This window comes from Bifidobacterium sp. KRGSERBCFTRI, assembly GCF_025908335.1.
In genome coordinates, this window is the sequence record NZ_CP109653.1 from 3,348,304 (window position 1) to 3,374,771 (window position 26,468).

Here is a 26,468-nt window from a genome sequence, read left to right on the forward strand (position 1 = left end):
CGGTGTGCAGATTTGCATGTCTGGCAGATACCGAAACCAGCTGCGTTGTTTTGTTGTTTGCTCTGATGTGTGTGGAAGATAGAATGCAAAAAGAAAAACCGTTGAAAACCTAATGTTTTCAACGACCATGCGAGTGGAGCTACCCGGGTTCGAACCGGGGACCCTCTGCTTGCAAAGCAGATGCGCTACCAGCTGCGCTATAGCCCCAACGGGGGAACACGTGAGAATGCTCCCCACGTGGGCCCGGGAGGACTTGAACCTCCGACCTCATCCTTATCAGGGATGCGCTCTAACCACCTGAGCTACGGGCCCAATCCATCACGTTGTTCAACGCAACAGATAGAAAGAATACCTGTGCTTCTCGATTAATGCAAATCGACGCTCGTTCGGCGTGTCGCACAATTCCCAGGTGGGTGATTCATTCGAACATTTGTCTGAATAGTTGCACAGAATATGGTCATGCCATTCAATTCCGTCCCTCGCGCTCGTTCCATTTCACGGCGTGCTCAGTTCGACCGTTCCACGCGCGCCCGCGAAGTGCTCAATGTCGACGGACTGCAGGTCAATGTGCTGCGCAAGAAGAACCGCAACATGTACTTGCGCGTGAAACCGCCATATGGGGCGATCGAGGTCACGGCCCCCGTACGCATGCCGCAGCACACAATCGTGGAGTTCGTGCGCGAACGCCGTTCCTGGGTCGACGAAGCGCTGCATAAAATGGCACAGGCTCGTTCACGGACGTTCGCATCGCCCGACCTCGACCCCGACGTCGGCGGCAGTCGCACGACGGTGTTGCGTGATGCGCGCGACCCAGGTTCGCCCCGGATGGAAACACCGCATGAGACCAGTAGTTTCACGTGGAACGAGGAGTATGTGGAGCGTGCCCGCCGTTCGATCGAACAGCAACTGCCCGATTTGCTGAGCAAGTGGACGCCGATCGTCGGCAAATCTCCGACAAAAATCACTCTGCGCACCATGACATCGCGATGGGGTTCGTGCACGCCGAAAACGGGGCGGATCAGGCTCAATCTACAACTCGGACTCATGGATCCGCAGTTTCTTGAGTATGTACTCGTGCATGAACTCACTCATCTGTGGGAGAGCGGGCACGGGCGGACGTTTCAGGAGCGCATGAGCCTCGTGTTGCCAAACTGGAAGGAACTGCGGCGCGAACTCAACCGCTGCACGATCTTCGATGTGCCGCAGTCGCGCGGCTGATGCGTCCGCATGGCCGAGCGTCGGTCAGTACTTATTCGCTCCCGTGCCGATGAAGTTCGTGCTGATGCCGCGCTGGTAGTGCAGGAACATGTCTGCGCCATAGCGGTCGACGGGGCGGTGTGTGAACAGCATACGGATCGCGAACGCGGTCTGCGCGTCCTTCGGCAATGCGAGAAACGCCGCATGTGCATCCCAGTACGGGGTGGTCGTAATCGCCGCGTTGGGCACGTATGCGTACCCGTAGCCATCCTCGTTCACGTACCCCATGAACGGCAGATCCCACGCGTTGTGCTTGGTGAGTTCCTTCTTGAAGTCTTCCACGGCGGCCAACGCGTCTTCGCCGACTCCGAACTCCCGTGCGATCTCGTTCGCGTGTGCGGTCTTCTCTTCCGGTGTCTTGTCGAACATGTCGAGGTCGACGGTGATGGTGTGCTTCGTTGCTTCTGCCATGGGGGTTCCTTGCATAATCTGCAAATCAAACATTTCATATGTTTGATTATGTGTCTGTTAATGATATGTTTTTCAGTATGAACATCAATTGTGTTATTGCTCACAATTGGTATCCATGTGCTAGTATAGCATGCCAATACTGTAATAATCGTTGATAACAGAGGGTTTTGTCATAATTGCATATTATCTCTGCCGAATTGGTCTGTTCTGTTGATTTGTGAATTGTCGTGTTCTGTCGATACTCAAAACGAACACTTACGATGTTCTGTTTTTAAGTTAAACGAACATTTATGTGAACATCTCGGCGTGTCGTGACGCCCCTTCATTATGCGATCCGATACGCCACTATATTTTGAAGACACCGTAGCACCCTACCGTATGCGCACAGGGGTACGCATACCATGCCGATCCCGCGGAACGGCTGGTCGAGCAGAACACTGCCGATACTGTTATGTGACGTCCTTTCGATGCTGCGCCGGTGCTGGTCATTTTCTTCTACCATGAGACCGTCGAGAAATAGGCGCGCATGACTGACGCTTTGCCGAATTGGGTGGCGATGCGTCGCGAACTCAGCCGATGCACCATCTTCGAAGTGTCGCGGTTTCACGGCTGATCTACCCTCGTGCGCGAGATGCAGTCAGTCGATGGTCTGTTTGCGTGTGTAGGTGCGCAGACGGCTCTGCTTTTTGCCGATTGCGGTGATGACACCTTCATCCACGAGCTCGCGCAGAATGCGGTGCACTGTCTGCAGGCTTTTGCCTGTCGCCTCCGCGATGTCGCGTGCGCTGATTGTGCCGAACGTGGGGATCGTGTCGATGATGGCTTGTCGGCTCGATGGCGCTGCTGCTGGAGGCGCTGGGGCATCGCTGGCATTGGTGATGGCCGGTGTCTCCGGAGGTTCATATATGTCGGTAGCCACCTGTCTGATGAGCCCGGATTCCACCAGCGTGGCCAATATCGCACGGATGTCGTCTGAATCATATCCGAGCCGGTCTCGGATGTCGTAGACACTTGCGCGGCCAAGCGCGCGCACCGTGTACAGCACTGAACTTTCGCGTCCCGGCAGGTCGTGCCCCACATGGCTTCGCACCCACTGCTGGTTTGCAGCAATCTCGGCGCCACCACGATACAGAATCACACGGAAGCGATCGAAGGTCGGATGGAAATCCGGCTGTGCGAGTGATAGTTCCTTCATTCGGTTGATCATGAACTGGATGCCCGAACCTTGGCCTTCCACGGCGGATCCATCGTGATCGCCGCGAATCAACGGCGTCTTCTGTAGCAGTTGCATCAACGTGGTATTGCGGCACCGGGATACACCATTGGTCAGATTCTGCAGTGTCTTGCCGCCCCACAGATTGCCGGGGCTCGAAATCTCCACACGATCGGAGTACACGTCAATATTCACCGGGTCGTTGCGAAACAATGTGTCGTATTCCCTGTGTACCACGGCATTGGCGATTGCCTCGCGTAGTACCACAGTTGGAATCTCCGGTACATCGCGCCTTCCGTTCCCCTCGTGAGGGAATAGGTACGCAGATTGCGCAGGACGGCTTTGACCGCGTCATCGACCATTTCCTGCAGTCGACCATGGCACTGCACGCGATCGAGGAAGCGGACTTCGTCATCTTGAGATTTGCTGATGCCCGGATGAACAGCGACATCCACATACAACCGAGGGAAGAACTGCTGTGGATATACGCCTGCGATGAGTAGTCCAGCGAGACGCACATGACCGTTTTTGTCAAGAATGTTCAAGCGTTCGAGCTGTTGCGTTTCGCTGTGTGTACCGCGTAGCGCCTTCTCGCCGCGGTGTGCAACGCCGATGCCCACGCATGCATATCCGCAATCCCGACATCGTTTCTTTCCAAGGCCGCACAGGCCTTCCCGGACGATGTGTGAAACGGAATGGCGGGTTCCAAAAGCTGATTTTGACACGGAATGATGGGTTGTGAAGTCTGATTTCAGCACGGAATGATGGATTGGGATAGTGGGCACGCGCTGCACACCACAAGCGCTCGCGGGGCGCGTGAACGTCTATAACCGCATATCGCCAACCAAGGCACCATGTGGCAGCATTCGCAGGGTTGCTTCCATACGCATCACAACTGCGCATGGGGTGCAGGAACACACGCACGTCACCTTGGGCGGCATCGAGCAGTATGTGCAGATTCGAGGCGAAGACCGGCGTAACCCCGTCATCCTGTGGCTGCATGGCGGGCAATGCACCGTGCCCGATTACTCGTCGCGGAGTGGAGATGGCGCGCTCAGTGCGCCCACGGCGGAGTGCACGCGCGGGCTTTACGCTCGGCAGTAGCGAATATGAAGACGGCGAATGCGTAAGGAAGTGGCGGCATGGCACAGACCATCGATATCACCGGCGCTCGTGTGCATAATCTCAAGCGCGTGGATGTGCGGGTGCCAATTGGCAAGATGGTGGCGGTGGCGGGAGTCTCCGGTTCGGGCAAATCATCGCTCGCGCTCGGCGTGCTTTACGCAGAAGGCTCGCGCCGCTACCTGGAAGGGCTCTCCACATACACGCGCCGCCGCATCTCGCAAAGCGGCGAGGCGAAACTCGACGCGATCGAGCATGTGCCGCCCGCGCTCGCGTTGCATCAGCGGCCGAGCGTGCCGGGTATACGCAGCACCTTCGGCACGATGAGCGAGCTGCTCAACAGTCTGCGGCTTATGACCTCGCGGCTCGGCAATTATACCTGCCCGAACGGCCATATGCTCGACCCGACACCGAACGTCGCGCTCGAACGGCCGATCATCTGCCCGGTGTGCGGGGAGGAAGTGCAGGCGCTCGGTGCGGAGGACCTCGCATTCAACTCGGGCGGCGCGTGCCCGACGTGCTCGGGAACCGGCATCGTGCGCACGGTGAACCAGGCAACGTTGATTGCGGACCCGAATCTGACGATAGAACAAGGCGCTGTGGCGCCCTGGCGTTCGCTCATGTGGTCAATCATGGTCGACGTATGCCGCGAAATGGGCGTGCGCACTGACGTGCCGTACAAGGATCTGACCGCGCATGAGAAGGAGATTGTGCTCCACGGACCGGCCGAGAAACGGCATATTATCTACCATTCGAAGAAAGAGAACCGTGCCGGCGAGCTCGACTTCACCTATTTCAGCGCCGAACGCACCGTGCTCAACGCGCTCGACAAAGCCAAGGACGCCAAGGCGCTGAAACGCGTGGAACCGTTCATCACCGAGGAGCCATGCCCGGACTGCCACGGCACGCGACTCAACAAACGCGCACGCATACTGCCGGTGGATGGCAAGACGTTGCCCGAGCAGTGTGCGATGCAGCTCGACAATCTCGCGCAGTGGGTGCGGACCGTACCCGCCACGATGCCAGATGATATGCATGAGATGGCGCAGTCAATCGTCGACGAGTTCACGCGCACCGCACGGCGTCTGCTCGAACTCGGACTCGGCTATCTCACGCTCGACCGTGCGGGCTCCACGCTGTCGACCGGCGAACGCCAGCGCATCCAGCTCGCGCGAGCGGTGCGCAGTGAGCTCACCGGCGCGATGTACGTGCTCGACGAGCCGTCGATCGGCTTGCATCCGGCGAATGTGGACGGTCTGCTCGGCGTGATGCGCGATTTGAAAGCGCAGGGAAACACTGTGGTCGTCGTCGACCATGACACCCGCGTGCTGCGCGACACCGACTGGATCATCGAAATGGGCCCGGGCGCGGGATCACATGGCGGCACTGTGATCGCGCAGGGTACGGTGAGTGACATCGAAGGCAACCCGCACTCGCTCATCGCTCCGTTCCTTGCGAGCGAGCGTTTGCAGATCGTGCGCCCGCAAACGCCCGCGAACAAGGTATTCGACGAAGGCGCACTGGAAATCAAGACCGCGCCGCTGCACACCGTGCACGCCTTGGATGCGCGCGTGCCAAAACATCGTCTCACCGTGGTCACCGGCGTCTCCGGTTCCGGCAAGACCACGCTCGTGCTCGAAAGCCTTGTGCCCGCGCTCACTGCGAAGATTGCCGGCGAACGCCTGCCTGAACATGTGCGCGCGCTCGATGCGCCGGGAATCGACCGCGTCACGATGATCGACGCGACGCCGATCGGTGCGAACGTGCGCTCCACCGTCGCCACCTACAGCGGTGTGCTCGACGATTTGCGGCGGCTCTATGCGCGCACCGATGCGGCGAAGGCGCGTGGACTCAAGGCGGGCGCGTTCTCGTACAACACCGGCTCGCTGCGCTGCCCTACCTGCGATGGCACCGGGCAGATCACACTCGACGTGCAGTTCCTGCCCGACGTGGACATCGACTGCCCGGACTGCCACGGCACACGCTACGGCGATGTCGCAGGCGAGATCACCTGGACGCCGAAGAACGGGCACAAGCCGGTGTCGCTGCCGGATCTGCTCGCGATGACGGTGGACGAGGCGCTCGACATCTTCACCGGTACCGGGCAGCGGCGCCTGCATGCCGAACTCGAGACATTGCACGAGCTCGGCATCGGGTACCTGACGTTGGGCGAGAGCACGCCGGCGCTCTCGGGCGGCGAAGCGCAGCGGCTCAAACTCGCCAGCGAGATGGGCCGCGCGCAGGATGGCACGCTGTTCGTGTTCGACGAGCCGACGATTGGCTTGCATCCGCTTGACGTGCGCACGTTGATCGGCGTGTTCCAGAAGCTCATCGACCACGGTGCGAGCGTGGTCGTGATCGAACACGACCTCGACATGATTGCGAACGCCGACTGGATCATCGACATGGGCCCAGGCGGCGGCGAGAACGGCGGTGAGATCGTCGCCACCGGTACGCCTGTGCAGATTGCTGAGAATCCGCTCAGCGTGACCGGCCGCTATCTCAAGCCCTGCGTGGAGTGAGTGCCGTTTTCACGGAGGCGTCCGTAAGCCGTGCCGTTTCTGGGTGCGGTGATGGCAGATTTTGCGGAAGCCTCCGTGCGTTTGACTGCAGTGGAGGTTGTTTGTGGTCGTTCTTGCGGACGCTTCCGAAAGCCGTGCTGTAGAGAGCTCCTGCGGTGGTCGGTTTCTCGGAAGCTTCCGTGAGATATGCCGTAGAGGGAGGCTGCGGTGGTCGTTTACACGGAAGTTACCGTGAATCCGACCGAGGAACAGGTGGTCTGTGGAAAATCTGCGGCACTATGCATGCGAATTCGATATGATGAGGCGTACCTGCCGTGCAATCACGCGGCGGGACGGGCGAAGAAATGGCAGTGTGGACATGGATTACCAAAGTGAGAATGCGCAGACAATAGACCGCTGGGTTGACGAGGGTTGGCAGTGGGGAGTGCCGATCTCGCATGACGCATTCGTGGATGCGCAGCACGGCAGCTGGAACATTCTGCTCACGCCCACGAAACCGGTGCCGCATGAGTGGGTCGGCGATGTGCGCGGCAAACGCGTGCTGGGATTGGCGAGCGGCGGCGCGCAGCAGATGCCGGTCATGGCCGCGCTCGGTGCGCAGTGCACGGTGCTCGACTATTCGTCACGCCAATGCGAGCGTGAGTACGAAGTCGCAGATCGCGAGGGCTACGACATCGAAGTGATTCAGGCGGATATGACGCAGCCGTTGCCGTTTGCAGATGAGAGCTTCGACCTGATTATCAATCCGGTGTCGAATTGCTATATCGAGCAGGTGAAGCCGGTGTTCCGCGAATGCTACCGCGTGCTCAAGCCGGGCGGTTCGCTCATTGGCGGCTACGACAACGGCATCAACTACATCTTCGACAACGAGGAGACCACGCTGACATATGCGCTGCCGTTTAATCCGCTCCACGACGAGCGTGCGCGGCAGCTGCTGCTCGACGAAGACGCCGGCATGCAGTTCTCGCACACGCTCGACGAACAGATCGGCGGCCAGCTCGAAGCGGGATTCACACTGCGCGCGCTGTATGAGGACACGAACGGGGAGGGGAATCTGCACGAACACCATGTGCCGACCTTCGTGGCCACGTGGAGTGTGAAGCCGGCGAGGTGAGCGTGCGCGTGATCATGGTAGATCATGGTATGAGAGGAATGCCAGGCGATGGCGGAGTATTCGGGATCTTCGGGATATGCGGAATATGAGTATCTTGGAACAGCAAACGGCACGAGCTTTGCGAAACGTCATCCCTACTTGCTGTGGCAGATCATCGGCTGGAGTATTCTGCTCGCAGATGCCGTCTTCTTTGTGGTCGCGGCACTCCAGGACTTCGGCGAATGGTGCTACCCGGTCATCGTATTCCCATTCATTGCGGCACTGTTCGCGGTGATCGGTTCGCCGTTCCTCATCTACTTCTCACGCAAGGCGAAGATTCCGCAGGCCGCCTCCAAACGGGAGGCGAGCGTGGTGCGCAGCCACATCACGATGATCTCCCAGATACGCGGGGAATCCCACCCCGTACTGATGGCGTTGCTGATTATTGCGCTCGCCCTCGGATTGCTGGTGCTCACACTCCAGCTCGGCATGCGCGGCTATATTCTGCCTGGATTCCTCGCCATGGTGGCCATGGTGGTCGTGCCGTTCGTGGTGTATGCGCAGTATTCCGCCGCGCAGAGGAAGCGGTTCATGGCAGTGCCCGATGCCGCTTACCTTGTGGGCGTGCACTATGCCGACCAGTCGCGATACGAATCGGTCGAGCTGCGCGAGACGGACGCTCTGATGATGCCGGTGCCCGCAAAACCGAGCACCGCGATGCTGGACTTTGTGTACAACTGGCTGCGTGAATATCTGGCCACAGATTGGCTGACCGTCACCGTGCTCTCTTTCGACGATCTGCTGCGTTCGGGAGTCGTCGTCAACGACTCCGATACGGAAGACACCGACCCCACTGCGTCATTCCCGCTGATTCCCGCACGGCAGTTCAATCTGGACGGCGATGCCCGCGCGCAGCTTGACGAGGAAAGCAAGGCAATTGGTGCGTTCTGGCTGTCGCGTTGGCGCGGGTACACGCAGATGTAGCAGATGCAAAGGAAGGGCCGGGATCTGCATTGCAGACCCCGGCCACAGAGAAGAGAAGGAAGAAGAAGGGATTCAGTTGTGTCAGTCCGCGAATGCGGTTCGGTTTCCTTCGCCGCGCTCCGTGAGCTGGTGACTCCACTATAGACGCGCGCATCTTGGAGAACGGATGACGCATGCTGAAGGAACCCTAGGAATCTGCGCAGGATTGCCTTGGCGTGCGGAATCTGTTAGCCAATGGCGTGAAGTGGAATGGCACGCCTGTACTGACTGTTAATAGTGACAACAGTGTGAACCAATCGCACATCGAGTACAGGAGGTCGGCATGGCACAGCTCACCAATGAGGAACGTATCGAAGTGAACGACGGTCGCGAAATGAAAGTGCTGATGATCGTCGGATCGCTGCGCAAGAACTCGTTCAACAAGCAGCTTGCGGCAATGGCGGAGCAGGAGCTCGGCGACCGCGCGTCGGTGAGCGTGCTTGATTGGAGCGAGGTGCCGGTGTTCAATCAGGACGAGGAATTCCCCACGCCCAAGTCGGTCGCCGAGGCGCGCGTTGCGGTGAACGAGGCGGATGCGATCTGGATTTTCACGCCCGAGTACAACCATAGTGTGCCGGGGTCGCTGAAGAATCTGTTCGACTGGCTGTCGCGACCGCTCGAAGATGGCACGCCGTCAGTGCTCACCGGCAAAGTGATGACGATGAGCGGCGTGGGCGGTCTGAACACGCTGCGGTACGCGTTCGCGGCGTGGATGCCCTCGCTCACCCTGTTCAAAATGCGCATTGTGCCGGTGCCGTTCACGGGCGTCACACTCAACCGCGAGATGTTCAGCACCGATAAGCTCGAACTGAACGCGGCGATGCGCACGTCGCTAAAATACCAGGCCGACGCCACGTTGCAGGCGATTGCCGAGGCCGAGTAGCGGCAGTCGGCGCGGCTTGCTTTGCGGCCGGTTTTGCGGAAGCTTCCGTGAGCCGTGCCGCGGATTGGTCTGGGAATGGCATGTCTTACGGGAGCTTCCGTGAAACACGCCATTCTTCTTGCGTAAAAGGAGACAATTGACGCCTAGATTTTGACTCTTTTTACGCAGGTGAAATCTTTCGATAGGTTTCTAAGAACGATCTGTGCATGCGCCTTACCTTCTCGCGGCATGCGTATTGATGTGCGGTTTTATTGACAAAACTTTTATATATATAATCAAATTGGCAGATTTCTATTTGCTTGAGAAGGTGATTGCAATGAGGCAATGGCGGGGAATCGTCAGCGTGATCGCGGCGATGGCGATGATTGGGGGATTCGCAGGTTGCGGACAGTCGCAGGAGCAGGCAGGGTTTTCGAAATCCCCGCAAAGCTCGCAGACGGCGACAGGCGGAGCAAGCGGGGAAATAGGCAACATGGAATCAGAGCATCATATTCTTCCTAGTTCCGATGTTGAGGAACTTGAGCTCAGATTGGAATCAATCGGCGAATCCACGGCGACAGGGAATCTGACTTTGCTTGGGGAGCTGCATCCGACGGCCAGCTACACGGAACGCGATGGCGGTAGGGGCATGCCCAGTCTACAGAATCAGGATGAGCTCACGTTCAGTGATTGCAAATCGTACATGCTCAGCGTGTTGTGCATGGGTGAGGGCAGTGTGAGCATCGAGTGGACACTCGGAACGCAAAGTGAGCAGCGGAATCTGGAATGTGCGCCGAAGATAGCCGAAACGGCATTGGGTATGAGCAATGTGAATGCGAAAAGCAGCACGGTGAAAATTGTGGCGGAAGAGGGATCGAAAGCGGAGATTGCCTATCGGCTCGACGAGATTGGCAAACCCGGCGTCGTTGTCGACTGACTGAGATTGGCTCATTCTCCGGCGTGAGATGTGTATGGCGTTTGTTTGCGTAAAAAGAGTCGGTGAGAAAGATTATTTGACTCTTTTTACGCAGATAAGGAGGTGCGCTACGGGTTGGGGCATACAGCCGCGGTTCTGTGGTCGATTACGCGGATGCTTCCATGAATCAGGTCGCGATGTGCGCATTTTGCGGCATAGATTGCGGATGTTTCCGTGAGCTGTGCCGTAGATATCGCTTTGGCGGCCGGTTTTGCGGAAGCGTCCGTGAGCTGTGCCGCAGAGTGGTCTGAGAATGACGTATCTTACGGAAGCTTCCGTACGTTGTGCCGTGGAACGGGGTCTGCGCGGTCGTCCCTTCGGATGTTTCCGTGAGCTGTGCCGCAGAATGGTCTGTGAATGGCATATCTTACGGAAGATTCCGTGGAATGTGCTGCGGGGAAGTCTGCAGACGACATATCGTTCGGAAGCTTCCGAAAGACGAGCCACATCTGCGTGACTTGGTGGTCGGTTATGCGGATGTTTCCGTGAAACGTGCCTCGCTGGCTCGGGTACCGCTCTTCTTGCAGAGCGGACGACTGGGTGTGATTTTGACTCTGTTATGTCGAGAAAATTCAGAGAGGAAGGGAAATATAGATACTTGAGAAGATGGGAAGAGCGGTGAGGAAATCTGAGAATGCGAAAGGCGTGCCTATGCTGTTTGCGGAACCGAGGAGGGCGACGAGAATGGCGAATATGGGAGATTACGCAGACATGGATGCGGAAAATGTGGAATCGGCGGAGGTGGTGTGCCCACGGTGTGGCTCGCGGCATGTGGCGCAGATTCTGCATGGTATGCCTGCGTTCACTGAGGAACTGCAGCGTGAGCTCGCTGAGGGCAAGGTGGTGCTGGGCGGCTGCGACATCGACATTTTCCACCCGACGCCGAGCTATCACTGCAATGATTGCGAGGAAGAGTTCTGATGTGCGGGGCAGTTGGTGCGCGGCTGCGGAACGGCGGCGAACGCTAATCTCCCGAAATCGCTTCTGCGTAAAAAGGGACGGTGGGAGCTGTGTTTTGACTCTTCTTGTGAAGAGAAGATCGCACAGGTTCCGCAGACTTCGCTCCATGTAGTTAAGCGTTCATGCTGTGGGGCGGTGTGGTATGGGCATTCAGGAAGCATTGCGCAAGGCGGCCGAGATGCAATCGCATCTCCAGATCATCTCTGTGGTGGAGTATGGACCATACTGGATTTTCAGCTACTGTGAACCAGGTCTAACTCCAGAGGAGTGTCCTGGTATGCCTATGTTGAAAATGCGGCGAACAGATGGTTTCAGCACCTATCTGCATGTGCAGGACAAAGACTTCCTGGACATTGTGAAGCATGCGACAAAAGTAGATCTGCCCGAGCATACACTCCCATATTCGCCTACTTCCTAGAAACAACAGGCTTGTACAGCCACTGCCTAGATGTTGAAAACATGGAGAATTCCTCGCATAGCATTCACTTCACGGACAGGTTTTGTGGGCATGCCTCCAAAAATGCGGTATCTCCTCGCAAGGCCCCTTCCATGGGGCATGTTTTCGAACTGCCCGTATTGACTTGGTAAGTATGCTTGTGCCATGGCTCTATTCATGCTGAATCATCATGTGCTTGCCGAAGTCGCCTATGATTCGGGTGCGCGCACCTATGCCGTGGATTTCCCCGACCGTCAGCCGTGGTTGCCATCTGGTTTCTCCTTTCAGGTTTGCACTGCTTATACGCAGGTGGTTTCCTGCGAGGATTCGGCTGATACGACGATCCCGGCAGATGAGAAGATTCGGCAGATGCTAAATGAGCAGATTGAGATATGGCATCGGGATTGGCAGTGCACGGGAGAGACTTGGGAATAGTAGTGTGAGCATGCAGTCTGGAGATGACAGGTCCATGTACTGCTTTCCTTGCGTAAATAGGGTCGGCATAGTGTCATGATCTGACTCTATTTACGCACCCGGGATGCGGAACGGCGGACGGAGCGTGCGCGTTTGTCTCACTCCGCTTTCGCGCTGGAGCCGCGGCTTGCTTCCACTGGGTATTTCTTGGCGTTTTTCGCCATTTTGCTGCGGATGATCTCGTCGAGGTCGACGTCGAGCACGTCGGCCATTTGGATGCAGTAGATCATCACGTCGGCGAGCTCCTCGTACACGTGCTCCCAGTCGCCGTCGCGTGGCTCGTCGCTCCACTGGAAGCACTCGAGCAGCTCGCCCGCTTCTATGCTCACAGATTTTGCCATGTTGGCAGGCGCGTGGAATTGTTGCCAGTCGCGGTCTGCGCTGAACTGGTGGATCATGCGGAGCGTGTCATCGGAGATCATGGGTGCCATGGTAGCAAAGCTGCTAGTATGCGCAGTATGAGTATGCCTACAACGTCGTCGCGCAGCACATACATCGTGCATATTCCCGCATGTCCAGGCGAGCTGGATGAGGAGACGCTACATTCCATTATCGAGAGCCAGTTGAAGCAATCCATTCCTGCTGATTCGGTGGTGGAACAGCATGCCAGAGAGTATCTTGAGCAGTATCCGGTCGTTTACATCGTGCATGCCGAGGATGTCAAGCAGAGGAAAGACTCTTCTGAAACTCGGTACATCGTGTACGTTGGCGAGACAAATGACATTGTTTCGCCAACGCGGCAGCATCTCATCGGCGATGCAAAGAATGAAATTCCTACATATGCGCTTAAGGAAGTCTGAGAAATAGAGTTGGCTGGCAAGGAAAAGATTGATGTACGTATACTGAGATATACGGAGAATGGGCAGAAACGATACATGGCGGCATCTTGCCTTCTTGTCCTAATCTTAAGCATCGTTAATGCATATGTCCATGAAATCGAATACATGCTCAGAAAAAAAGAATATAATTATTCTTGGAGTGAATTATATAATTACTTTATAGATTTTTATCCGAATGTCAATTCGCCCTTTTCTTTGCTGCTTGAGCTGTTTTCTTTCCTGTCTACCCTTGCGATTGCTCTTGCTGTTGTTGTGGAGGGGGAAGGGAAGATGCTGATATTGAGTAAATTCTCATACTGGCTGTGTGTGGGTAGTTGTAGTGTGCTTGCGGTTATGTCTCGTGCTCTATTTTCCGGTCTCGGTGTGATAAAGGCAATTGCGGTAATTGTTTCCTCAATCATTATTCTTTATTATCTAGGTAGATTTAGTATTGTCATTGGGCAAAAAAACTTTATCAATGCAAGGATGGCTTTTGATAAATCGGTCTCATTGATTTATTTAAAACTATACGAACGATACGGAGGGGAAAGGTCTGCGGCAAGATCACTTGTAAAAGTTTTTGTATTGCTTTCTATTTTGCTTATAATGGCTATAGGTCCTTGGGTGTTGCTGATTACGGATGCCTTATCGGCGACGAGGTATGATAATGGCAATATTCTATCTGTCTTGCTTGTATTCCTGTTTATTTATTGTCTGACGTTTGTAGCATTGTTAAAAAATGAAGAACATGGGATGAATGGGCTACTTCTTGTGACGAGCTGTTTCGTACCCCTCTTGCCTCTCCTGTTTTATGTATTCCATAGCATTCATAATAGTATTCATTATGTAATTATATTTTTTATTGCATTATCGCTTAGTTTCTGGTCATTGTTCTGCGTTGCTTGTTCGCGTATGTCTAGCGGGGAGTTGTCGGAGAAGCTTCGAAAGCGTCGTCCTTGGATACTTGTTGCTGAAATTGAATCTATTCATTCTATAAAAGCAAGACTATATATGAAAATACATTTAAAATATATAGATAGAGTTGAGTATATGAATGGTCTTGGTGGTAGTTGATATTGCTGTTATGTGTTATGTTTTGGGTAAGCAAGGTGGTGTTGAAGGTGCTATGAATATGCCAACATGCCGGTTGTTGAAAGTGGTGGTAATTTGCGGCTGATGCAGAATTTTTGAATTGTGGTATTGAGGGCATGTTTTTGAGTGGGGCTAAACGCGCGTTCTGGTGCCGATACGTGCTGTCGTCCAAATATTCGAAAATCTCAAAAGTGTTGACGAATTATCTCGTATTTTTGTTTTGCTGGGATTGTATTTTGATTGTCGGCGTTAGGGTCGTCATCGGCGTTGGCTGGTTTTGCTTATATGCTTATGTCGCGTACTCGAGTATGGTCATGCTGGTCTGATTGATGAATCTTGCTGGCAGTTTCGATGTGTTTGCGTTTGTGGTCGTGCAAGGTGGTTCCCTGGCTCGGCGTTCGTGCTGCTGTGTCGGATTTGGCGCCCGTTTGTTTACTTCATTGGTTTCTGGTAGACTGAAGTATTGCGGGAAAATTGACATTCTTTCCAGTTTTTTCCATGTGCCGCCTTGCGACTTCAATTCTTAATTGAGCGCAAATAGTTTTGAGCTCGTGGGTGAGGGCGGAATTAATTAGGTATAGGAGTCGATGGTTGTGAGGTGGTAGCTGCATGAGCAATTCGGTCTTGGTGTAGCGATGGTTGGCGTGTGAACTTAACTATTGGCAAGTGTATTGCGACGATGCCGCGTGTGTTCAATTGTGAGTTGAGTCTCGAGCATGGTGTGAGACGGGATTGCGCTATTGTTCTCGCCTCCAAGGTTCTAGTGGTATATGGAATCACCGAAAGTACTCATTTTGTAGTCCCTGTTAAACTATATGATTGGGGTATGTCGGAAAACGCGCTGCTGAACACTAAGGAAACAGCCCAATATATAGGGGTGTCTGCGGGTGTAGTGACACGTCTCGCGAATACGGGCGAACTTGAGTTTGACACCTGCGGAGCTCGTAAAGTTTTCCGTAAAGAAGCCATCGACGCATATCTGGAACGGAATAATCTGATTCAAGCTGCGGTGGATCAAGTGTCAACTAAAGACTTCGAGGACAACATCTGCGCTCTCTCATTTTTCAGTGGGGCTGGCGGTCTGGATCTTGGCTTTGAGCGAGCTGGCATATCGGCGGCACTATATTGTGAGAACAATCGTGAATGCCGTATGACCTTGCATCGAAACCGTCCAGATGTCGCCCTGCTCGGAGATATCACCAAAATCAGTGCCGACGAGGTTCGTCGAATGGCCCGTATCCCTCAGGGGCGTGAAATCGATGTGATGTTCGGCGGTCCGCCATGCCAAGCATTTTCAACAGCAGGCGCGCGCCGTGCATTCGAGGATCCCCGCGGCAATGTATTTCTCAGATACTTGGACTTGGCCTCCGAATTGAAGCCGCGATACCTAGTCATAGAAAACGTACGCGGACTGCTCTCCACCCCTTTTCCCGTTGAATCTGGCGGGAAGCCAATCCGGGGCGGAGTGATGCGCTACATACTCAATAAGTTGGAAGAGATGGGCTACGGTGTTTCGTTCAATCTCTACAACGCGGCTAACTTTGGAGCGGCCCAGATTCGTGAGCGTGTGGTCATTATTGCCAAACGTGATGGCACGAAGTGTGACTGGCTCATACCTACGCATACTGATCCTGATGGCAAATATGTCCAAAACTGGAATCTTCCCTCTTGGGTAACGTTCCGAGACGTTGTCTACGATATTGAAGATTCTCGGCAAACCCACACTGATTTCCCTGAGAAGCGGTTGCTTTACTTCAGCATGCTGAAAGAGGGGCAGTGCTGGAACAAACTCCCCATCGAAATTCAAGAGGAGGCTATGGGTAAGGCCTATAAGCTTGGAGGCGGCAAGACCGGATTCTACCGACGCATCGCTTGGGATAGACCATCCCCCACTCTGGTCACCAGCCCAACGATGCCAGCCACCGACCTTTGCCATCCCAAGGAGCTGCGACCGCTGAGCGTGGAAGAATATAAACGGGTGCAGGGTTTCCCTGATGATTGGTGGATTGCTGGCAGCATTCACGACCAGTACCGCCAAATCGGCAACGCCGTTCCGGTCAGCTTGGGCGAAGCAATTGGCCGAGCAATTCTCGATGACATGAGGGGAGAGGCTCATGATGAGCGTTGGCGCAATTTCCCCTATTCAAGATATGCCCATACCAGCGATCAAAACTGGAATCTGGCCTGAATAGTAGGATTTAGTGATCTTAAATTATCAATTATGGAGGCGCGCAAATCAAATCAATGATTTGCACGCCTCCATTGGAATCTGCGAAAGTCCTTTATCTGCCAGTATTCCTGGCGTTCCTCTTGGCTTCGCGTTCACGGCGTTTCGCCTCTTTTTCGGCCTTGTATCTGTCAGAGAGCTCGGCAACACCGTCGAGTGTATGTGGAAGACCATTCTTATCGAGCTCCTCCAGCAGTTGCGTTGTTACTCGCTCGAGTGATGATTCACGAGCCAGAAGCACGGCTTCAGAGTTGATACTTGAGAATGGGCGAATAAGGCCATACGGTGAGTCAATGCCGCACAGCCACTGCCACATTGCAGTGCCCGACAGATAGCGGTAACGAAAATTCTTGAGATCGGCGTTCTCCTGAGTCACTCCGCTCACCTCGAACGTACGCCATTCGTCTTTACTGATAGTCGAACGCGTGATGCAGATTGCTGCCTCCACTCTCTGATTCGAAGCACGTTTACGGCCCGTAATCTCCTTCATGCGTTGACGTAAACTCCTCAATTCATTGGGGAACGACGATGAATTGGTCGTGTTCTCTTGTGACTTGAGTTCAATCACATAGACCGCTCCATCTCTGGTCGCGGTCAAATCACCCGTATCAATAGCGTTTTCGGCAATGCTGGCAATCAACTCCTGCCAACGGGTACCCATTGCCGTCTCTTCGCTTGAAGATTCGACTGCGTGGAAAGCCTCACGCGCATAGTCTTCAGCGGTTTCAATACCACGCAGAGCATAAATTGCAAAATCCTTGCCCAGCAAACGCTCATAGGTCATTGAGGAGCTTCCCGTGCCATCGTAAAAAGCGATTCGACTCTGAATGTAGGCATTTAGAATGGAGCGGGCGCTTTCTCTACGTGCTTCTTCCTCGGCTGCGCTGTCGTAAATTCTCACTTGATCTTCCATATGGATTAACCGTAGTGTGCGTATCCTGCATATGCAAATCTTTATGAGACTGTGTAATGTCTGTCGCAGGATTTCAGGCTGAAATGCGTATTTCATGTGTTTGTGCCGAATTGTTGACTAAGATTTTGAAGCGGTGTAAAAATCCTGGTTTCTTGTGCCATGAGACACCCTGATTACGTTTCAAATGTTGGTGTCAGCGTCGTAGCCGGCATCGGTTGTTTTTGAGTATATGCTCATGCTGTGGACTCGAGCGCGATCATGATGATTTGGTCGGCCCGACATTGCATCTCGGAAGTGATCTCGACGCGGTGCGTATGTCCTTGGCGTTCATGAACCGGCGGATCGTCCAGCCCCCGTTCATGTCGACGAGGACGGCACCCACTAGGCACAGAAGGGTGTATGTGTTCAATTAGGAATTGAGGTTATGAGGTGATGCAAGAAAGTTGGATTCTGTAGCGGGAAAGGAATCTAACTTCCCCGCAACTGCTTCTTCTCTACCTCAATGTGAGCCATACGCTAAAATGCAACGTATGTCTCAAAGGTGAGGAGAATCGCATGGGCAGTGGAGAATTGCAGACGTGGAATGGACACTTCGATAGGGGAGTGTACATCGATTACACTCTCGAGCCTTTGCAATCCGAGCGTCACATAGAAGGCACCAAAGATGAAGCCTCGCAGTCCGGAAGCCGAATTGATGAAGATACAACGATCGAAATAGAGGATATCGAGGAAGAAAACAATAGCGATCAGGATGAATCTCATCGTGTGGATTACATGCTTGCTGCCGGCTGTGGAATCATCTCTGGCGCTATTGACTCATTGTGGGTGGGGAAGTTTGATTTCGATCGCGCTCGCGAATGGGGAAGCGAGCGTGTCAATGAGTTTGTGATGGCAGTCGCGAAGATGGATCCAGAGTATAAAGGCGATGACGTAAAGTCGGCAATTCGTTTTCTAGAGAAGAAGTATCCATTTGTGGGAGATCGTGCAACAAGTGAGTTCGGTGGTGGTCGTCAGCATCATCTCAGGGATTTCTCGCATCACATGAGCTTGGGTGGTCTTGCGTTTTCATTGCTGACGCAGTTCACCGGAAAGGTGTATGGCACCGATCAGCACGGTGTCTTTATGGTCGTGCCTGTTGCAGATGAGGAGCTCATCGGGAAAACTATAGAAGAGAAGCTCATGCTCGGTGCTGTGCGTTGGTTCTTCCATATGGTGAGCGATATGGCGGGTTCGAGTGGATCAGCGGGGAAGGGGACCGGTATTCCAGGGCCGATACTTTCGTTGATGAAGCAGCTATCCGCGCTTCCTCTGTTCAAGGATGCGATGACTGATGAGGCGTTATTCAGGAAGATGCTGTCCAAACTGTTCAACGGAACGTTGCTCAAGACCGTCGACGAAGAAGGAAAGAAAATCTACCGACGCTTCGATTTGCGAGCGGAATTGGGAATCGCGCATGAACTTGCTAGGCAGTCGGTGCCGGTGCTGGTCAACGAATGCCTTGTCTGCGTATGCTATGCAGCCCGGCGACTGTATACAATGTGCTCGAACGGGGAAGTGCATGATTTCAAGTCATTGCTGAGCGTTGGGCTTGACGCATTGTTGCCACACGGTTCGCCATTGGGTACGCGGATGGTCACCATAGCGACTGGGGTGTTCTCTGTTGTCGATATGACGGATGGGGCGATTCGCACGCTGATGCGTAGCGGAGGGAAGCTCAATCCGGGAATGGTGTCGGATTTCCTGCTACATGTAAATGTGGTGGGCGTCGTGCGATTCGTCTTCGCCGTGCATACGGATTACAAGGTACATGCGAAAGCGAAGAGAGAGACTCGTTTGCAGGCAAAGTTTCACGGGCGAGGAAACGGCTATGGCGATGATGCCTCGGTCATGCGATTCTTCGAGCTGGATATGGCGCAGGCGAATATGGTGGTTTCCATTGAGTATCAGGCAGCTCGCCTCGACATTGAACAGACGAAGAACAAGAAGACAAGAGAGGAGAAGGAACGGGAGTTCAGCGATTGGGAGAACGATAATTGCTCTGAATTCATATTGCGCGACAAAGAAGCACTCGTAAATGAAATTCATCGAATTCAGAGGTATGCTACTCCAGTCTGGCAGAAACTCGTGGCATTGGAAGCTTCTCAGTTCATGCCGTATCAGAGCAAGAAATTGAAATACGATGCGGCGACGCTGGATATGGTGTGCAGTGATCTGCCGGGGTTTGAAGATAAGGAATGCACCAAATACAGAAAAGCTGTGATTAAGGAGACGTCGGCAATCAAAGGTGTGAAGAAAGCGGTTCTAGCCGGTTGTGTCGGAATCGGGGTTGTAGCTGTTGCGACGGGAGGGGCTGCTTATGTGTTCGCACCGGCGATTGCGCCAATCCTAGCTGGACCTTCTGTGGCCGGATTGTCGGGAGCTGCTTTGACGAGCGCAAGTCTTGCTGCGGTGGGAGGCGGCTCGCTGGCGGCAGGTGGTCTTGGAATGTCGGGAGGCGTAGCCCTCATTGCAGGAGGTGGCGCATTGCTGGGGGCTGTTACTGGCGGTGGCGCGGCAACGTTGGGCACTTGGGTGCTTGCAAATCAAGACGCATACGTGCTGAACACCTGCGCAAAACTGATAGTGTTCTGCAGGGATGTACTGATGGAAATCGACGGTGGTGTGGAACTCGTGCGTCAGGTGCGGCAGAGTGTGTGCGAGCAGCTACGGGAAACTGAGCCTCAGCTTGACTTCTTGGGGCAGCTCAAGCAGTTCATAAAGCAAAGCGGTAGCAGAGATGCGGATTCGGATCCTAGCGCTAAACGCGAACGTTCTGAGGCGCTGAAGGGAATCGACAAAAGTGAAAAGAATATGAAGAGAAGCGTGAAATACATGCGGAAATGCGTGAAAGAGCTCGGAAAGGTCACAGGAATCACAGATGAGAATAGGGGTGCATCTGGGGCTCAATGGAAGCCGGTAGCTCAGATTGAGAAAGGCTGATGAGCTGAGTCAGGTGGCAGCCCTGTCTCAACGCAATGCGTTACTGGCTTCTTGCCATTTTGCCAGGAACAGCAGCTCGTCACGGTAAGGGAGCTCCCAGCCAATCATATCCGGATCAAACCCGACGATGCCGTTGTGTTTGCTTACTCCGGCAAATACAACGGCATCGGAAAGAACGCAACCTTCCCAATCCTGTACCGTCAGATCACGTAATCCCAGCTGCGCGATCACAAACGTGCCGCCGCTGTACGGAATCCTAAGGTCATGTGGCTTGGTGCACCGCAACATGCCCTCGCTGGTTTCCGCCAGATCTCCAATAGCTGTCAAAGCTGAGCAGTATTGGTGAATCAGGGCTGGCGTAAACTTGCTTCGCAGCTGCGGATACAGGGCGCTCATCTGCTTGATCCATGCCAAGGATTTCTGCTCCACCGCGGTCTGCGCGATGCCAGCTGCCCCTCCATAGCCGTCATCAATGCAATACGCCTGCATCCAGAACCGCAACGCTGTGAATGTGCAACGACATGCCAACGCTTCCCCGTCAGGGTCATCGGACGCCCGTCGTGGCACTCCCAAGTCATGTGCCATCACATCAACGAGCCTGCGAACCATGGTCAATCCTGTCGATGAGTGCGGCGAGTTGAGCCGCAATGGTTTTATTGGTCGGTTCCTGGCTCAATTCGTGGGCTTTTTCCGCTCCTTGGTATTCATATGTTTCAATGCATAGGTGCGGCATGATCCATTGACGTGCTGATGCAGTGTCCTGTGCAATCGCCGTGATGGCGGATGGCGTCACCAATGCGTTCTGCGGAATGGAAGTCATTCTTCGGAGGATGTCCATTTGCGCCAGTATCGATCTTGAAGTTATGTCGATTCGCTTGAGCGCTTCCTGCGCATGATGCAGCGGCTTATCTGAAGCCGAAAGCTCCACCATCCCAGTCGTTGGCACATAGAACACCTTGTTCCACACTTCAGGTGCCAAAAGACGTATATTCGCAAAACTGCCGATCGGTAGAATCACTACTGATTTCGCAGGACTATATCGGTTCAATGCGAACAGCAGACTTTCATTGACGGTGTCGAACACGTTATCCAGCACAATCACCGGCGACTCAGAGTGCTCAAGAAACTCTTCCAGCATCGTGAAATCACTGAAATCGATTGGAATTCCAGTATGCTGTGCTGGTGTGCCGGCGAGCGCGAAGGCTAGCGTATTGGCGATGGTCGGCACATGGACGGTATCGACCGCTAGCAATCGCGTTGTGCGCAGTGTACGGCAGAGATGAGCGGCGAAATGCGTGATTCGTTCATTGTTCCTGTTGCTCTGTCCGGTGAAGGTGCAGCCTAGTATCTGCATATTCTGCGCCACTGCCTGTTGCATATCTGTTGCTGCTTGTGTTTTCGCTGGTCCCATCATGGGGGCCATGCGAAGTTGTCTGGAGGAATCTGGCGCAGTCGAGTGCCGTATAGTCAATTCCTCCATCATGGAATGATTCTGCTGGGCAATCTGCTGCAAGCCGAGCTTGAGTGCCACATTATTCTCCAGATCCTGCAGCGCTTTATGTTGTTCCTCTTTCTGCAACTCCAACTCTGCCTGTGCATCGCGTATCTCACCACGTTTGCGCTGCAATTGTTGATTGAGCTCCGCCAACTGTGCAGTTGCTTGTTCCGCCTTTTCTGATTCCTCATCCCGCTGGGCCCGCAGTTCATCCAGCTGCTTGCATAATACTTGCTTGTGCTTCTCGAATTCGTCATCGAGCTGCGCAGTGGCTTGCTTCCGGAATTCTGCCATTACGTCGTCGTCGTTTTTCAGCACATCGTAGATGATCTCAGACACATCGTCGGTATTGCTGCGAATGGTTGCTTTGATTGCCGTTTGAAGTGCCCGGACATCGTTATGTGAGGGTTTGGCACCGAGGTACTCTTCAAGATTCGCCGGTTTCTCGAATGCCTGTTCCAGAACATCTCCGGCTGTGCGCATGAGCTCGTCACCATTCATCGCATGCTCTTTGCGGATGTACCAGTTCACGTACAACTGCGCCAGATCTCGCATAGGCTTGATCACTACTTGAGAGTGAGACTTCAGTTGTGTCGGCAGATTGTATACCAGACGGTCACCTCTATTGAAACCCTGATTGATGATTCGCACATGACGGCGATCCAGGATGACGCGTGGGACGCTGTTCGGTGCTGTGTTGCTCAGTGTGAGCAAGCCATTATGAATCGTTGTCATACTGCGGTCGAGGACGGCCGCGTCCAACATATTGTTATTCTCTGCGAACAATAGCAGGATTTTCGCGGTGGGACGGCCGGAATACTGTATGCCTTGCGAAAGCACGTCAGGTAGCTCTTCCGCACGATTGGCCGGGCAATCAATCACCTCATACAGCGGAGGCTCGGTGGTTCGTAGGCCACCTTGAAAGATCTCAACAAACGGATGATCTGGACGATTGTAATTCGGTGTCCACTGGAGAAACTTGAAATCCGAGTCACTCTTGACCATGATTTGCGTGAGTTTTGGGTTGTATAGGGTCTTCGGGTCAAGAGGGTCATCTGAAGACGGGTTCCTGGACCGTTCCCACCAGCGCGGATAAGCCACCCAATCATAACATCCGTTCCCCGCGGAATCGGTCACGTAATCGATGATGCGTATGAATTGTCCGTCACCATTGTCGTTCCAGACAAAGAGACCCCAGGACTGCCGAGATTCGTTGAATTGCTGTGACATCTGCTTCTCCCAAAGTGATGAGTGTGTTAACGGTACGTGGAACGTATGCGGGCAAGTGAGACACTGAGTGGTATGCCATGGTGTTGAGGCTGTTCGAGTCTCCTCTGCTCTATGTCGAGATGTTTATTGAGTGTCTGACACTGTGTCTGCTTTATTGCCAATTCGGGCATCAGAGCAGTGGAGGAGGCGTGTGGCTGCTCATCAGATGAAGGCAGATGAGGGGCATCTGCCAACATGAGTCCTTCAGGGTATGTGTGTGAGAGCACGTAAGCACTCCATGGTAAATACCGATTCGCACGCAGGAAACAGCATTCGCCCTCTATCTGTGAGCGGACTCGGCCATGTGGGGCAAAACCAAGCAAACCAACACGTCGTGGATTGAGATGATCACAGTTGAGACGCGGAAAATCAATGTCATCGTGTACGGGATTTTCGTTGCGGGATGCAAATGGTGTCTGGTATATCTGCTGACTATTCGAGAACAAGGGTTCGTCTATGCCGTTAGAACGCAGTTGGGGAGGCCAAACGGGAACGGGGTCGAGATCAAGACTGGTGAGTCGGAAACCGTGATCTGCAAGCCAGAAATCAGCTTGTGTACGATTCAGCGAATTCCACAGCGTGACGATGCGCACCACGAGAAGATTGCCGTGCGACGAGTTGATTTCGCCGATGGGAACGGCTATGTCGAAACAGCTCTGAAGAGCACGTAGAATGCTGGGGCGTGCAACCACATAGTAATCAAACCCGGCGTGGAGAGAAGCCCCATAGGAAAGTCTACGGCCTCCATTCGGGCCGAATTCCGAGGTGAAGATGAACGCCTGTTCGCCGTCTTCGGGACTGCCCACATTCCTCTGCCACTGTTCCGGGACGGAAATGCGTGCACGTAATCCGAAGGAGGGATTCTCCAGGTGAATGGTGTATTTGCGGTCGGACACAAGATCGGCAAGATTGTGGGAGATCCCGTCTACAGTGAGTGTAGCGCGATCTTTGCGCAGTTCGGAGATGAGATCATGCCCGAGTGATCGACGACGAACCGATATCTCCAAATGAAAAGTGGGCGTGCTTTGTGCGTGGTGGCCGCTCCCTGCTCGGTTGCGGTCTTTGCGCAGGAACATCGGTAGAGAGGGGACGATAATACGTGGGTCAGCCCCTAAACCCGCTTGATACCGTTCGCAGAATCTGGCGACTGGGTCGTTCTTCGCATGCCGGAAGTGCGGCCGTACAGTTCGGTGAACAGAACGAGATGAGTGGCTCCGTGGATTTCTGCGAACTGCGGGAGCTTGGTCCCCAGATGCGTCCGCAGATGTTGTAGACGCTCGACTGCCGCGGTGGAATTGCACTGGTCGGTCGCACGATGGGCAGCGGAATTTCACTCCTGCAGGTATATCTCCTTGGAAGTCATGTACTACTTGATCTGCGGTAACCGTGCATACGGGCGCCATGGGAATGAACTGCCGTGCGGTATCCATTGATGCCCCCTCTCGTCCTCCTCGCCGATTGATTCCAGTGTACGCGGAAAATGCAGTGGCGGGCCACTATTTTTACAATGTCGTTCTGTGGATTTTCGCGTAGTGTCTGTGAGCGCTGGCGGGTGAGTCGTATATGCTACGCTGACTCAGCTCGATGTCAGATTCTCTGTCGCATTGCGCAATCTCGACGAGGTTATCGCCGCTCAGGGCGAGGATTACGCGCAGTTCGACCAGCAAGCCAAGCAGTCGGTCGCCGCGTGCGCATCGCTTGCCATGTCCATCAAATCCGTGCTCGATACGCCCATTCTTGACGAATCGGGCGCTCTCACCGATGAGTCCGGTACGCTGATGCGCGGGTTTGACGGCAATCCTGAGTGATTCACCGCTAATGCCGCCGACTACTTCGCGCAGCCCGACATGATGGTGCTCCGGTTTTGCCAGTGAGATATCTGTAGCCAGAATCTCCCATAACTATAGATATCCGATTATCGGCAGCCTTTCCTGCGTAAAAAGGGACATCTGAGGGCGTCTATTTGACTCTTTTTACGCAGAAAGGCAGAAAGAAGGCGGAGCGAGGGCAAAGTAAAGAGAGGGAAAGTGGGTATTGTCATCTGCTTCGACGGTGATGCCGCCATGACCGATTATGTACCGAACAGTTCGTCGTGGGAACCGGTGTGCTCAAAGAAGGCGACTTTGCCGTTGCAAGACCAAATGACCGGCCCATCGCCGGCGTTCGCCACATGGCATTCGTTTCGTCCCTGCCACTTTCCGGCGAGTGTATGCATATTATGCCTTTGTTTGAGCACCGCAATGGATGCAGGGGAGTTCTCGATCACCAGTTCGATGACCTCCTTGAGCTTGGAAGGTCCCACTGTCGTTTCTGTGCCTTCTTCTTGAGATCTCGGCTGAATGCCGTTGAGAAGTCCGCGCTGAGTCGTGCCATCAGTTAAGGGCTGCCTTGATCAGCGATTCGGCGTTGCTGAAGCGCCCCTCTTGACCGCTGGCAAGGAAGGCGTCTCCTTCTGCAATGGCCTGCATGCTTTCGGTATTCGGTTCCTCGTGGGCATTGTGCGCGTTGCAGCTGGCGAACATGAAGTATATACTTGTATCTACTGAAAGGAGTGGCCATGACAATGCTGACACTGAGCAAGTGGGGCAATGCGCAGGCGGTTCGCTTGCCCAAGGCGATGCGCGAGCAGGTCGGGATGCCCGATGATTCGCAGATTGAGGCAACCGTCGAAAACGGTGCGATTGTGCTCAAGCCCGCGCGGTCGGCAAAGCGCGCGATTCGTGTCGCGAATCTTGCTTCGGTTTTCAAGGATCGCAAGGAGCCCTACCGGGCCTGCGAAGATGATTTCGGTGCTCCAGCGGGGAATGAGGGTCTGTGATATGTGCCATTACGGCGATGTGTTGATGGTTGACCTCGACCCATCCAAGGGGCATGAGCAGCGCAAGCGCAGACCTGTGGTTGTGGTGAGCAATGATGCCTTCAACCGGAACTGCACCCTCACTGTTGTTGCGGCTATTTCCCATGGCCGGGGCGATTTTGAGCTGCACATACCCTTTTCCCCTGTTCCGGCGTCCGATGTGTCAAATGGTGGGAGCGGTGTGGCGGATGGATTCGTGCAGTTGGAGCAGATCCGGGCGCTCGATCTCTCTGCCAGGAACGCTGTGAAGATCGGATCGCTCAGGCAGAAGGATATGGATACGGTCACATCCATGCTGCTAGGGTGCTTCATCCAGCCTGACATGATGGTGCTTCCGTCATACTGACAACAGTCCTCTTTACGTAAAAAAGGACATCTGAGTGCGTCTATTTGACTCTTTTTACGCAAAGGAAGGGAAGAGAGGGGGGAAAGACTGCTTGCTGTCCGCGTGCTGGTCAAAGCGGCATAT

At 54.2% G+C, this 26,468-nt stretch carries 26 protein-coding genes and 2 tRNA genes; 16 read left to right on the forward strand and 12 right to left on the reverse strand.

Annotated features, from left to right (window positions below; translation table 11 throughout):
* Window positions 1–134: 134 nt before the first annotated feature.
* Together OGI63_RS14060 and OGI63_RS14065 are read right to left on the reverse strand one after the other, a co-directional pair.
* A tRNA-Ala gene (locus tag OGI63_RS14060) sits at window positions 135–207 on the reverse strand.
* 31 nt (window positions 208–238) lie between these two features.
* Window positions 239–312, reverse strand: a tRNA-Ile gene (locus OGI63_RS14065).
* A gap of 141 nt (window positions 313–453) precedes the next feature.
* Between OGI63_RS14065 and OGI63_RS14070 the strand changes: the two genes are divergently transcribed.
* Window positions 454–1,218: a M48 family metallopeptidase gene (locus tag OGI63_RS14070; RefSeq protein ID WP_004219040.1), complete on the forward strand. Its 765-nt coding sequence runs from the start codon at window positions 454–456 to the stop codon at window positions 1,216–1,218.
* Between the two features lie 24 nt (window positions 1,219–1,242).
* On the opposite strand, the gene OGI63_RS14075 is transcribed toward OGI63_RS14070, so the two are convergent.
* From OGI63_RS14075 to OGI63_RS14085, 3 genes are all read right to left on the reverse strand, one after another.
* The gene (locus OGI63_RS14075; RefSeq protein ID WP_004268887.1) at window positions 1,243–1,668 is read right to left on the reverse strand and encodes a hypothetical protein; all 426 of its coding nucleotides are present in this window, start codon (window positions 1,666–1,668) and stop codon (window positions 1,243–1,245) included.
* 637 nt (window positions 1,669–2,305) lie between these two features.
* Window positions 2,306–3,148 (reverse strand): ATP-binding protein, encoded by an 843-nt coding sequence (locus OGI63_RS14080; protein ID WP_012619602.1) that lies wholly within the window; start codon window positions 3,146–3,148, stop codon window positions 2,306–2,308.
* On the reverse strand, window positions 3,073–3,639 hold the full coding sequence (locus OGI63_RS14085) for a DNA-binding protein (RefSeq protein ID WP_171021308.1): 567 nt from the start codon (window positions 3,637–3,639) through the stop codon (window positions 3,073–3,075). Before OGI63_RS14085 ends, OGI63_RS14080 begins: the two co-directional genes overlap by 76 nt.
* 384 nt (window positions 3,640–4,023) lie before the next feature.
* Here OGI63_RS14085 and OGI63_RS14090 point away from each other — a divergent pair, with 384 nt between their 5' ends.
* The 8 genes from OGI63_RS14090 to OGI63_RS14125 all read left to right on the forward strand — a co-directional run bounded on the left by OGI63_RS14090 (window position 4,024) and on the right by OGI63_RS14125 (window position 12,310).
* A complete protein-coding gene (locus OGI63_RS14090; RefSeq protein ID WP_004219044.1) occupies window positions 4,024–6,525 on the forward strand; it encodes an excinuclease ABC subunit UvrA in 2,502 nt (833 codons plus the stop codon).
* Window positions 6,526–6,883: 358 nt separating this feature from the next.
* Entirely contained in the window at window positions 6,884–7,639 is a 756-nt protein-coding gene (locus OGI63_RS14095) for a class I SAM-dependent methyltransferase (protein WP_004219048.1), read from the forward strand.
* 48 nt (window positions 7,640–7,687) lie between these two features.
* Window positions 7,688–8,602 carry a hypothetical protein gene (locus tag OGI63_RS14100; protein ID WP_004219051.1) on the forward strand — a complete coding sequence of 305 codons (915 nt, stop codon included), beginning with the start codon at window positions 7,688–7,690 and terminating at the stop codon, window positions 8,600–8,602.
* A 322-nt stretch (window positions 8,603–8,924) separates the two neighbouring features.
* Window positions 8,925–9,524, forward strand: a complete 600-nt coding sequence (locus tag OGI63_RS14105; RefSeq protein WP_004219052.1) for an NADPH-dependent FMN reductase — start codon at window positions 8,925–8,927, stop codon at window positions 9,522–9,524.
* Window positions 9,525–9,726: 202 nt separating this feature from the next.
* On the forward strand, window positions 9,727–10,440 hold the full coding sequence (locus tag OGI63_RS14110) for a hypothetical protein (RefSeq protein ID WP_004219054.1): 714 nt from the start codon (window positions 9,727–9,729) through the stop codon (window positions 10,438–10,440).
* Window positions 10,441–11,172: 732 nt separating this feature from the next.
* Window positions 11,173–11,400 (forward strand): hypothetical protein, encoded by a 228-nt coding sequence (locus OGI63_RS14115; RefSeq protein WP_225556965.1) that lies wholly within the window; start codon window positions 11,173–11,175, stop codon window positions 11,398–11,400.
* A 181-nt stretch (window positions 11,401–11,581) separates the two neighbouring features.
* Window positions 11,582–11,857: a hypothetical protein gene (locus OGI63_RS14120; protein ID WP_004219058.1), complete on the forward strand. Its 276-nt coding sequence runs from the start codon at window positions 11,582–11,584 to the stop codon at window positions 11,855–11,857.
* Between the two features lie 183 nt (window positions 11,858–12,040).
* On the forward strand, window positions 12,041–12,310 hold the full coding sequence (locus OGI63_RS14125; RefSeq protein WP_004219059.1) for a hypothetical protein: 270 nt from the start codon (window positions 12,041–12,043) through the stop codon (window positions 12,308–12,310).
* A gap of 137 nt (window positions 12,311–12,447) precedes the next feature.
* Here the strand turns inward: OGI63_RS14125 and OGI63_RS14130 are convergent, their stop codons facing one another.
* Window positions 12,448–12,771 carry a nucleotide pyrophosphohydrolase gene (locus OGI63_RS14130; protein ID WP_004219060.1) on the reverse strand — a complete coding sequence of 108 codons (324 nt, stop codon included), beginning with the start codon at window positions 12,769–12,771 and terminating at the stop codon, window positions 12,448–12,450.
* Window positions 12,772–12,807: 36 nt separating this feature from the next.
* On the opposite strand from OGI63_RS14130, the gene OGI63_RS14135 reads away from it, so the two are divergent.
* From OGI63_RS14135 to OGI63_RS14145, 3 genes are all read left to right on the forward strand, one after another.
* The gene (locus tag OGI63_RS14135) at window positions 12,808–13,149 is read left to right on the forward strand and encodes a hypothetical protein (RefSeq protein WP_225842344.1); all 342 of its coding nucleotides are present in this window, start codon (window positions 12,808–12,810) and stop codon (window positions 13,147–13,149) included.
* 144 nt (window positions 13,150–13,293) lie between these two features.
* Complete coding sequence (locus OGI63_RS14140; protein WP_226802640.1) at window positions 13,294–14,241, forward strand: transporter; 948 nt, start codon at window positions 13,294–13,296, stop codon at window positions 14,239–14,241.
* 844 nt (window positions 14,242–15,085) lie between these two features.
* The gene (locus OGI63_RS14145) at window positions 15,086–16,447 is read left to right on the forward strand and encodes a DNA cytosine methyltransferase (protein WP_004219064.1); all 1,362 of its coding nucleotides are present in this window, start codon (window positions 15,086–15,088) and stop codon (window positions 16,445–16,447) included.
* Between the two features lie 94 nt (window positions 16,448–16,541).
* On the opposite strand, the gene OGI63_RS14150 is transcribed toward OGI63_RS14145, so the two are convergent.
* Entirely contained in the window at window positions 16,542–17,399 is an 858-nt protein-coding gene (locus OGI63_RS14150) for a PmeII family type II restriction endonuclease (protein ID WP_225842342.1), read from the reverse strand.
* A gap of 555 nt (window positions 17,400–17,954) precedes the next feature.
* Between OGI63_RS14150 and OGI63_RS14155 the strand changes: the two genes are divergently transcribed.
* The gene (locus tag OGI63_RS14155) at window positions 17,955–20,378 is read left to right on the forward strand and encodes a hypothetical protein (RefSeq protein WP_004219066.1); all 2,424 of its coding nucleotides are present in this window, start codon (window positions 17,955–17,957) and stop codon (window positions 20,376–20,378) included.
* Window positions 20,379–20,405: 27 nt separating this feature from the next.
* Here OGI63_RS14155 and OGI63_RS14160 read toward each other — a convergent pair whose 3' ends face one another.
* From OGI63_RS14160 to OGI63_RS14170, 3 genes are read right to left on the reverse strand one after another with little or no spacing between them, the layout of a single operon-like run.
* A complete protein-coding gene (locus tag OGI63_RS14160; protein ID WP_004219067.1) occupies window positions 20,406–20,987 on the reverse strand; it encodes a hypothetical protein in 582 nt (193 codons plus the stop codon).
* The gene (locus tag OGI63_RS14165; RefSeq protein WP_004219068.1) at window positions 20,968–23,103 is read right to left on the reverse strand and encodes a hypothetical protein; all 2,136 of its coding nucleotides are present in this window, start codon (window positions 23,101–23,103) and stop codon (window positions 20,968–20,970) included. The genes OGI63_RS14160 and OGI63_RS14165 overlap by 20 nt, the downstream gene beginning before the upstream one ends.
* A 26-nt stretch (window positions 23,104–23,129) precedes the next feature.
* On the reverse strand, window positions 23,130–24,218 hold the full coding sequence (locus tag OGI63_RS14170; protein ID WP_225842341.1) for a hypothetical protein: 1,089 nt from the start codon (window positions 24,216–24,218) through the stop codon (window positions 23,130–23,132).
* Between the two features lie 528 nt (window positions 24,219–24,746).
* On the opposite strand from OGI63_RS14170, the gene OGI63_RS14175 reads away from it, so the two are divergent.
* Window positions 24,747–24,950: a hypothetical protein gene (locus OGI63_RS14175; RefSeq protein WP_004219071.1), complete on the forward strand. Its 204-nt coding sequence runs from the start codon at window positions 24,747–24,749 to the stop codon at window positions 24,948–24,950.
* Between the two features lie 263 nt (window positions 24,951–25,213).
* Here the strand turns inward: OGI63_RS14175 and OGI63_RS14180 are convergent, their stop codons facing one another.
* Together OGI63_RS14180 and OGI63_RS14185 are read right to left on the reverse strand one after the other, a co-directional pair.
* A complete protein-coding gene (locus tag OGI63_RS14180; RefSeq protein WP_004219072.1) occupies window positions 25,214–25,444 on the reverse strand; it encodes a type II toxin-antitoxin system YafQ family toxin in 231 nt (76 codons plus the stop codon).
* 70 nt (window positions 25,445–25,514) lie between these two features.
* A complete protein-coding gene (locus OGI63_RS14185; RefSeq protein ID WP_004219073.1) occupies window positions 25,515–25,664 on the reverse strand; it encodes a hypothetical protein in 150 nt (49 codons plus the stop codon).
* Window positions 25,665–25,699: 35 nt separating this feature from the next.
* Between OGI63_RS14185 and OGI63_RS14190 the strand changes: the two genes are divergently transcribed.
* Both OGI63_RS14190 and OGI63_RS14195 read left to right on the forward strand, forming a co-directional pair.
* The gene (locus OGI63_RS14190) at window positions 25,700–25,960 is read left to right on the forward strand and encodes an AbrB/MazE/SpoVT family DNA-binding domain-containing protein (protein ID WP_004219074.1); all 261 of its coding nucleotides are present in this window, start codon (window positions 25,700–25,702) and stop codon (window positions 25,958–25,960) included.
* A 25-nt stretch (window positions 25,961–25,985) separates the two neighbouring features.
* On the forward strand, window positions 25,986–26,345 hold the full coding sequence (locus tag OGI63_RS14195; protein ID WP_240080157.1) for a type II toxin-antitoxin system PemK/MazF family toxin: 360 nt from the start codon (window positions 25,986–25,988) through the stop codon (window positions 26,343–26,345).
* Window positions 26,346–26,468 lie beyond the last annotated feature (123 nt).

Excerpts from the sequence above, each read along its gene's own strand:
- OGI63_RS14095 (WP_004219048.1), top strand. The coding sequence starts at position 6,884 with ATGGATTACCAAAGTGAGAATGCGCAGACAATAGACCGCTGGGTTGAC.
- OGI63_RS14125 (WP_004219059.1), top strand. The coding sequence starts at position 12,041 with ATGGCTCTATTCATGCTGAATCATCATGTGCTTGCCGAAGTCGCCTAT.
- OGI63_RS14100 (WP_004219051.1), top strand. The coding sequence starts at position 7,688 with ATGGCGGAGTATTCGGGATCTTCGGGATATGCGGAATATGAGTATCTT.
- OGI63_RS14140 (WP_226802640.1), top strand. The coding sequence starts at position 13,294 with ATGCTCAGAAAAAAAGAATATAATTATTCTTGGAGTGAATTATATAAT.
- OGI63_RS14170 (WP_225842341.1), bottom strand. The coding sequence starts at position 24,218 with ATGTTCCTGCGCAAAGACCGCAACCGAGCAGGGAGCGGCCACCACGCA.
- OGI63_RS14135 (WP_225842344.1), top strand. The coding sequence starts at position 12,808 with ATGAGTATGCCTACAACGTCGTCGCGCAGCACATACATCGTGCATATT.
- OGI63_RS14130 (WP_004219060.1), bottom strand. The coding sequence starts at position 12,771 with ATGATCTCCGATGACACGCTCCGCATGATCCACCAGTTCAGCGCAGAC.
- OGI63_RS14155 (WP_004219066.1), top strand. The coding sequence starts at position 17,955 with ATGGGCAGTGGAGAATTGCAGACGTGGAATGGACACTTCGATAGGGGA.
- OGI63_RS14165 (WP_004219068.1), bottom strand. The coding sequence starts at position 23,103 with ATGTCACAGCAATTCAACGAATCTCGGCAGTCCTGGGGTCTCTTTGTC.
- OGI63_RS14105 (WP_004219052.1), top strand. The coding sequence starts at position 8,925 with ATGGCACAGCTCACCAATGAGGAACGTATCGAAGTGAACGACGGTCGC.
- OGI63_RS14090 (WP_004219044.1), top strand. The coding sequence starts at position 4,024 with ATGGCACAGACCATCGATATCACCGGCGCTCGTGTGCATAATCTCAAG.
- OGI63_RS14195 (WP_240080157.1), top strand. The coding sequence starts at position 25,986 with ATGGTTGACCTCGACCCATCCAAGGGGCATGAGCAGCGCAAGCGCAGA.
- OGI63_RS14070 (WP_004219040.1), top strand. The coding sequence starts at position 454 with ATGGTCATGCCATTCAATTCCGTCCCTCGCGCTCGTTCCATTTCACGG.
- OGI63_RS14075 (WP_004268887.1), bottom strand. The coding sequence starts at position 1,668 with ATGGCAGAAGCAACGAAGCACACCATCACCGTCGACCTCGACATGTTC.
- OGI63_RS14145 (WP_004219064.1), top strand. The coding sequence starts at position 15,086 with ATGTCGGAAAACGCGCTGCTGAACACTAAGGAAACAGCCCAATATATA.
- OGI63_RS14160 (WP_004219067.1), bottom strand. The coding sequence starts at position 20,987 with ATGGTTCGCAGGCTCGTTGATGTGATGGCACATGACTTGGGAGTGCCA.
- OGI63_RS14150 (WP_225842342.1), bottom strand. The coding sequence starts at position 17,399 with ATGGAAGATCAAGTGAGAATTTACGACAGCGCAGCCGAGGAAGAAGCA.
- OGI63_RS14190 (WP_004219074.1), top strand. The coding sequence starts at position 25,700 with ATGACAATGCTGACACTGAGCAAGTGGGGCAATGCGCAGGCGGTTCGC.
- OGI63_RS14115 (WP_225556965.1), top strand. The coding sequence starts at position 11,173 with ATGGGAGATTACGCAGACATGGATGCGGAAAATGTGGAATCGGCGGAG.
- OGI63_RS14120 (WP_004219058.1), top strand. The coding sequence starts at position 11,582 with ATGGGCATTCAGGAAGCATTGCGCAAGGCGGCCGAGATGCAATCGCAT.
- OGI63_RS14185 (WP_004219073.1), bottom strand. The coding sequence starts at position 25,664 with ATGTTCGCCAGCTGCAACGCGCACAATGCCCACGAGGAACCGAATACC.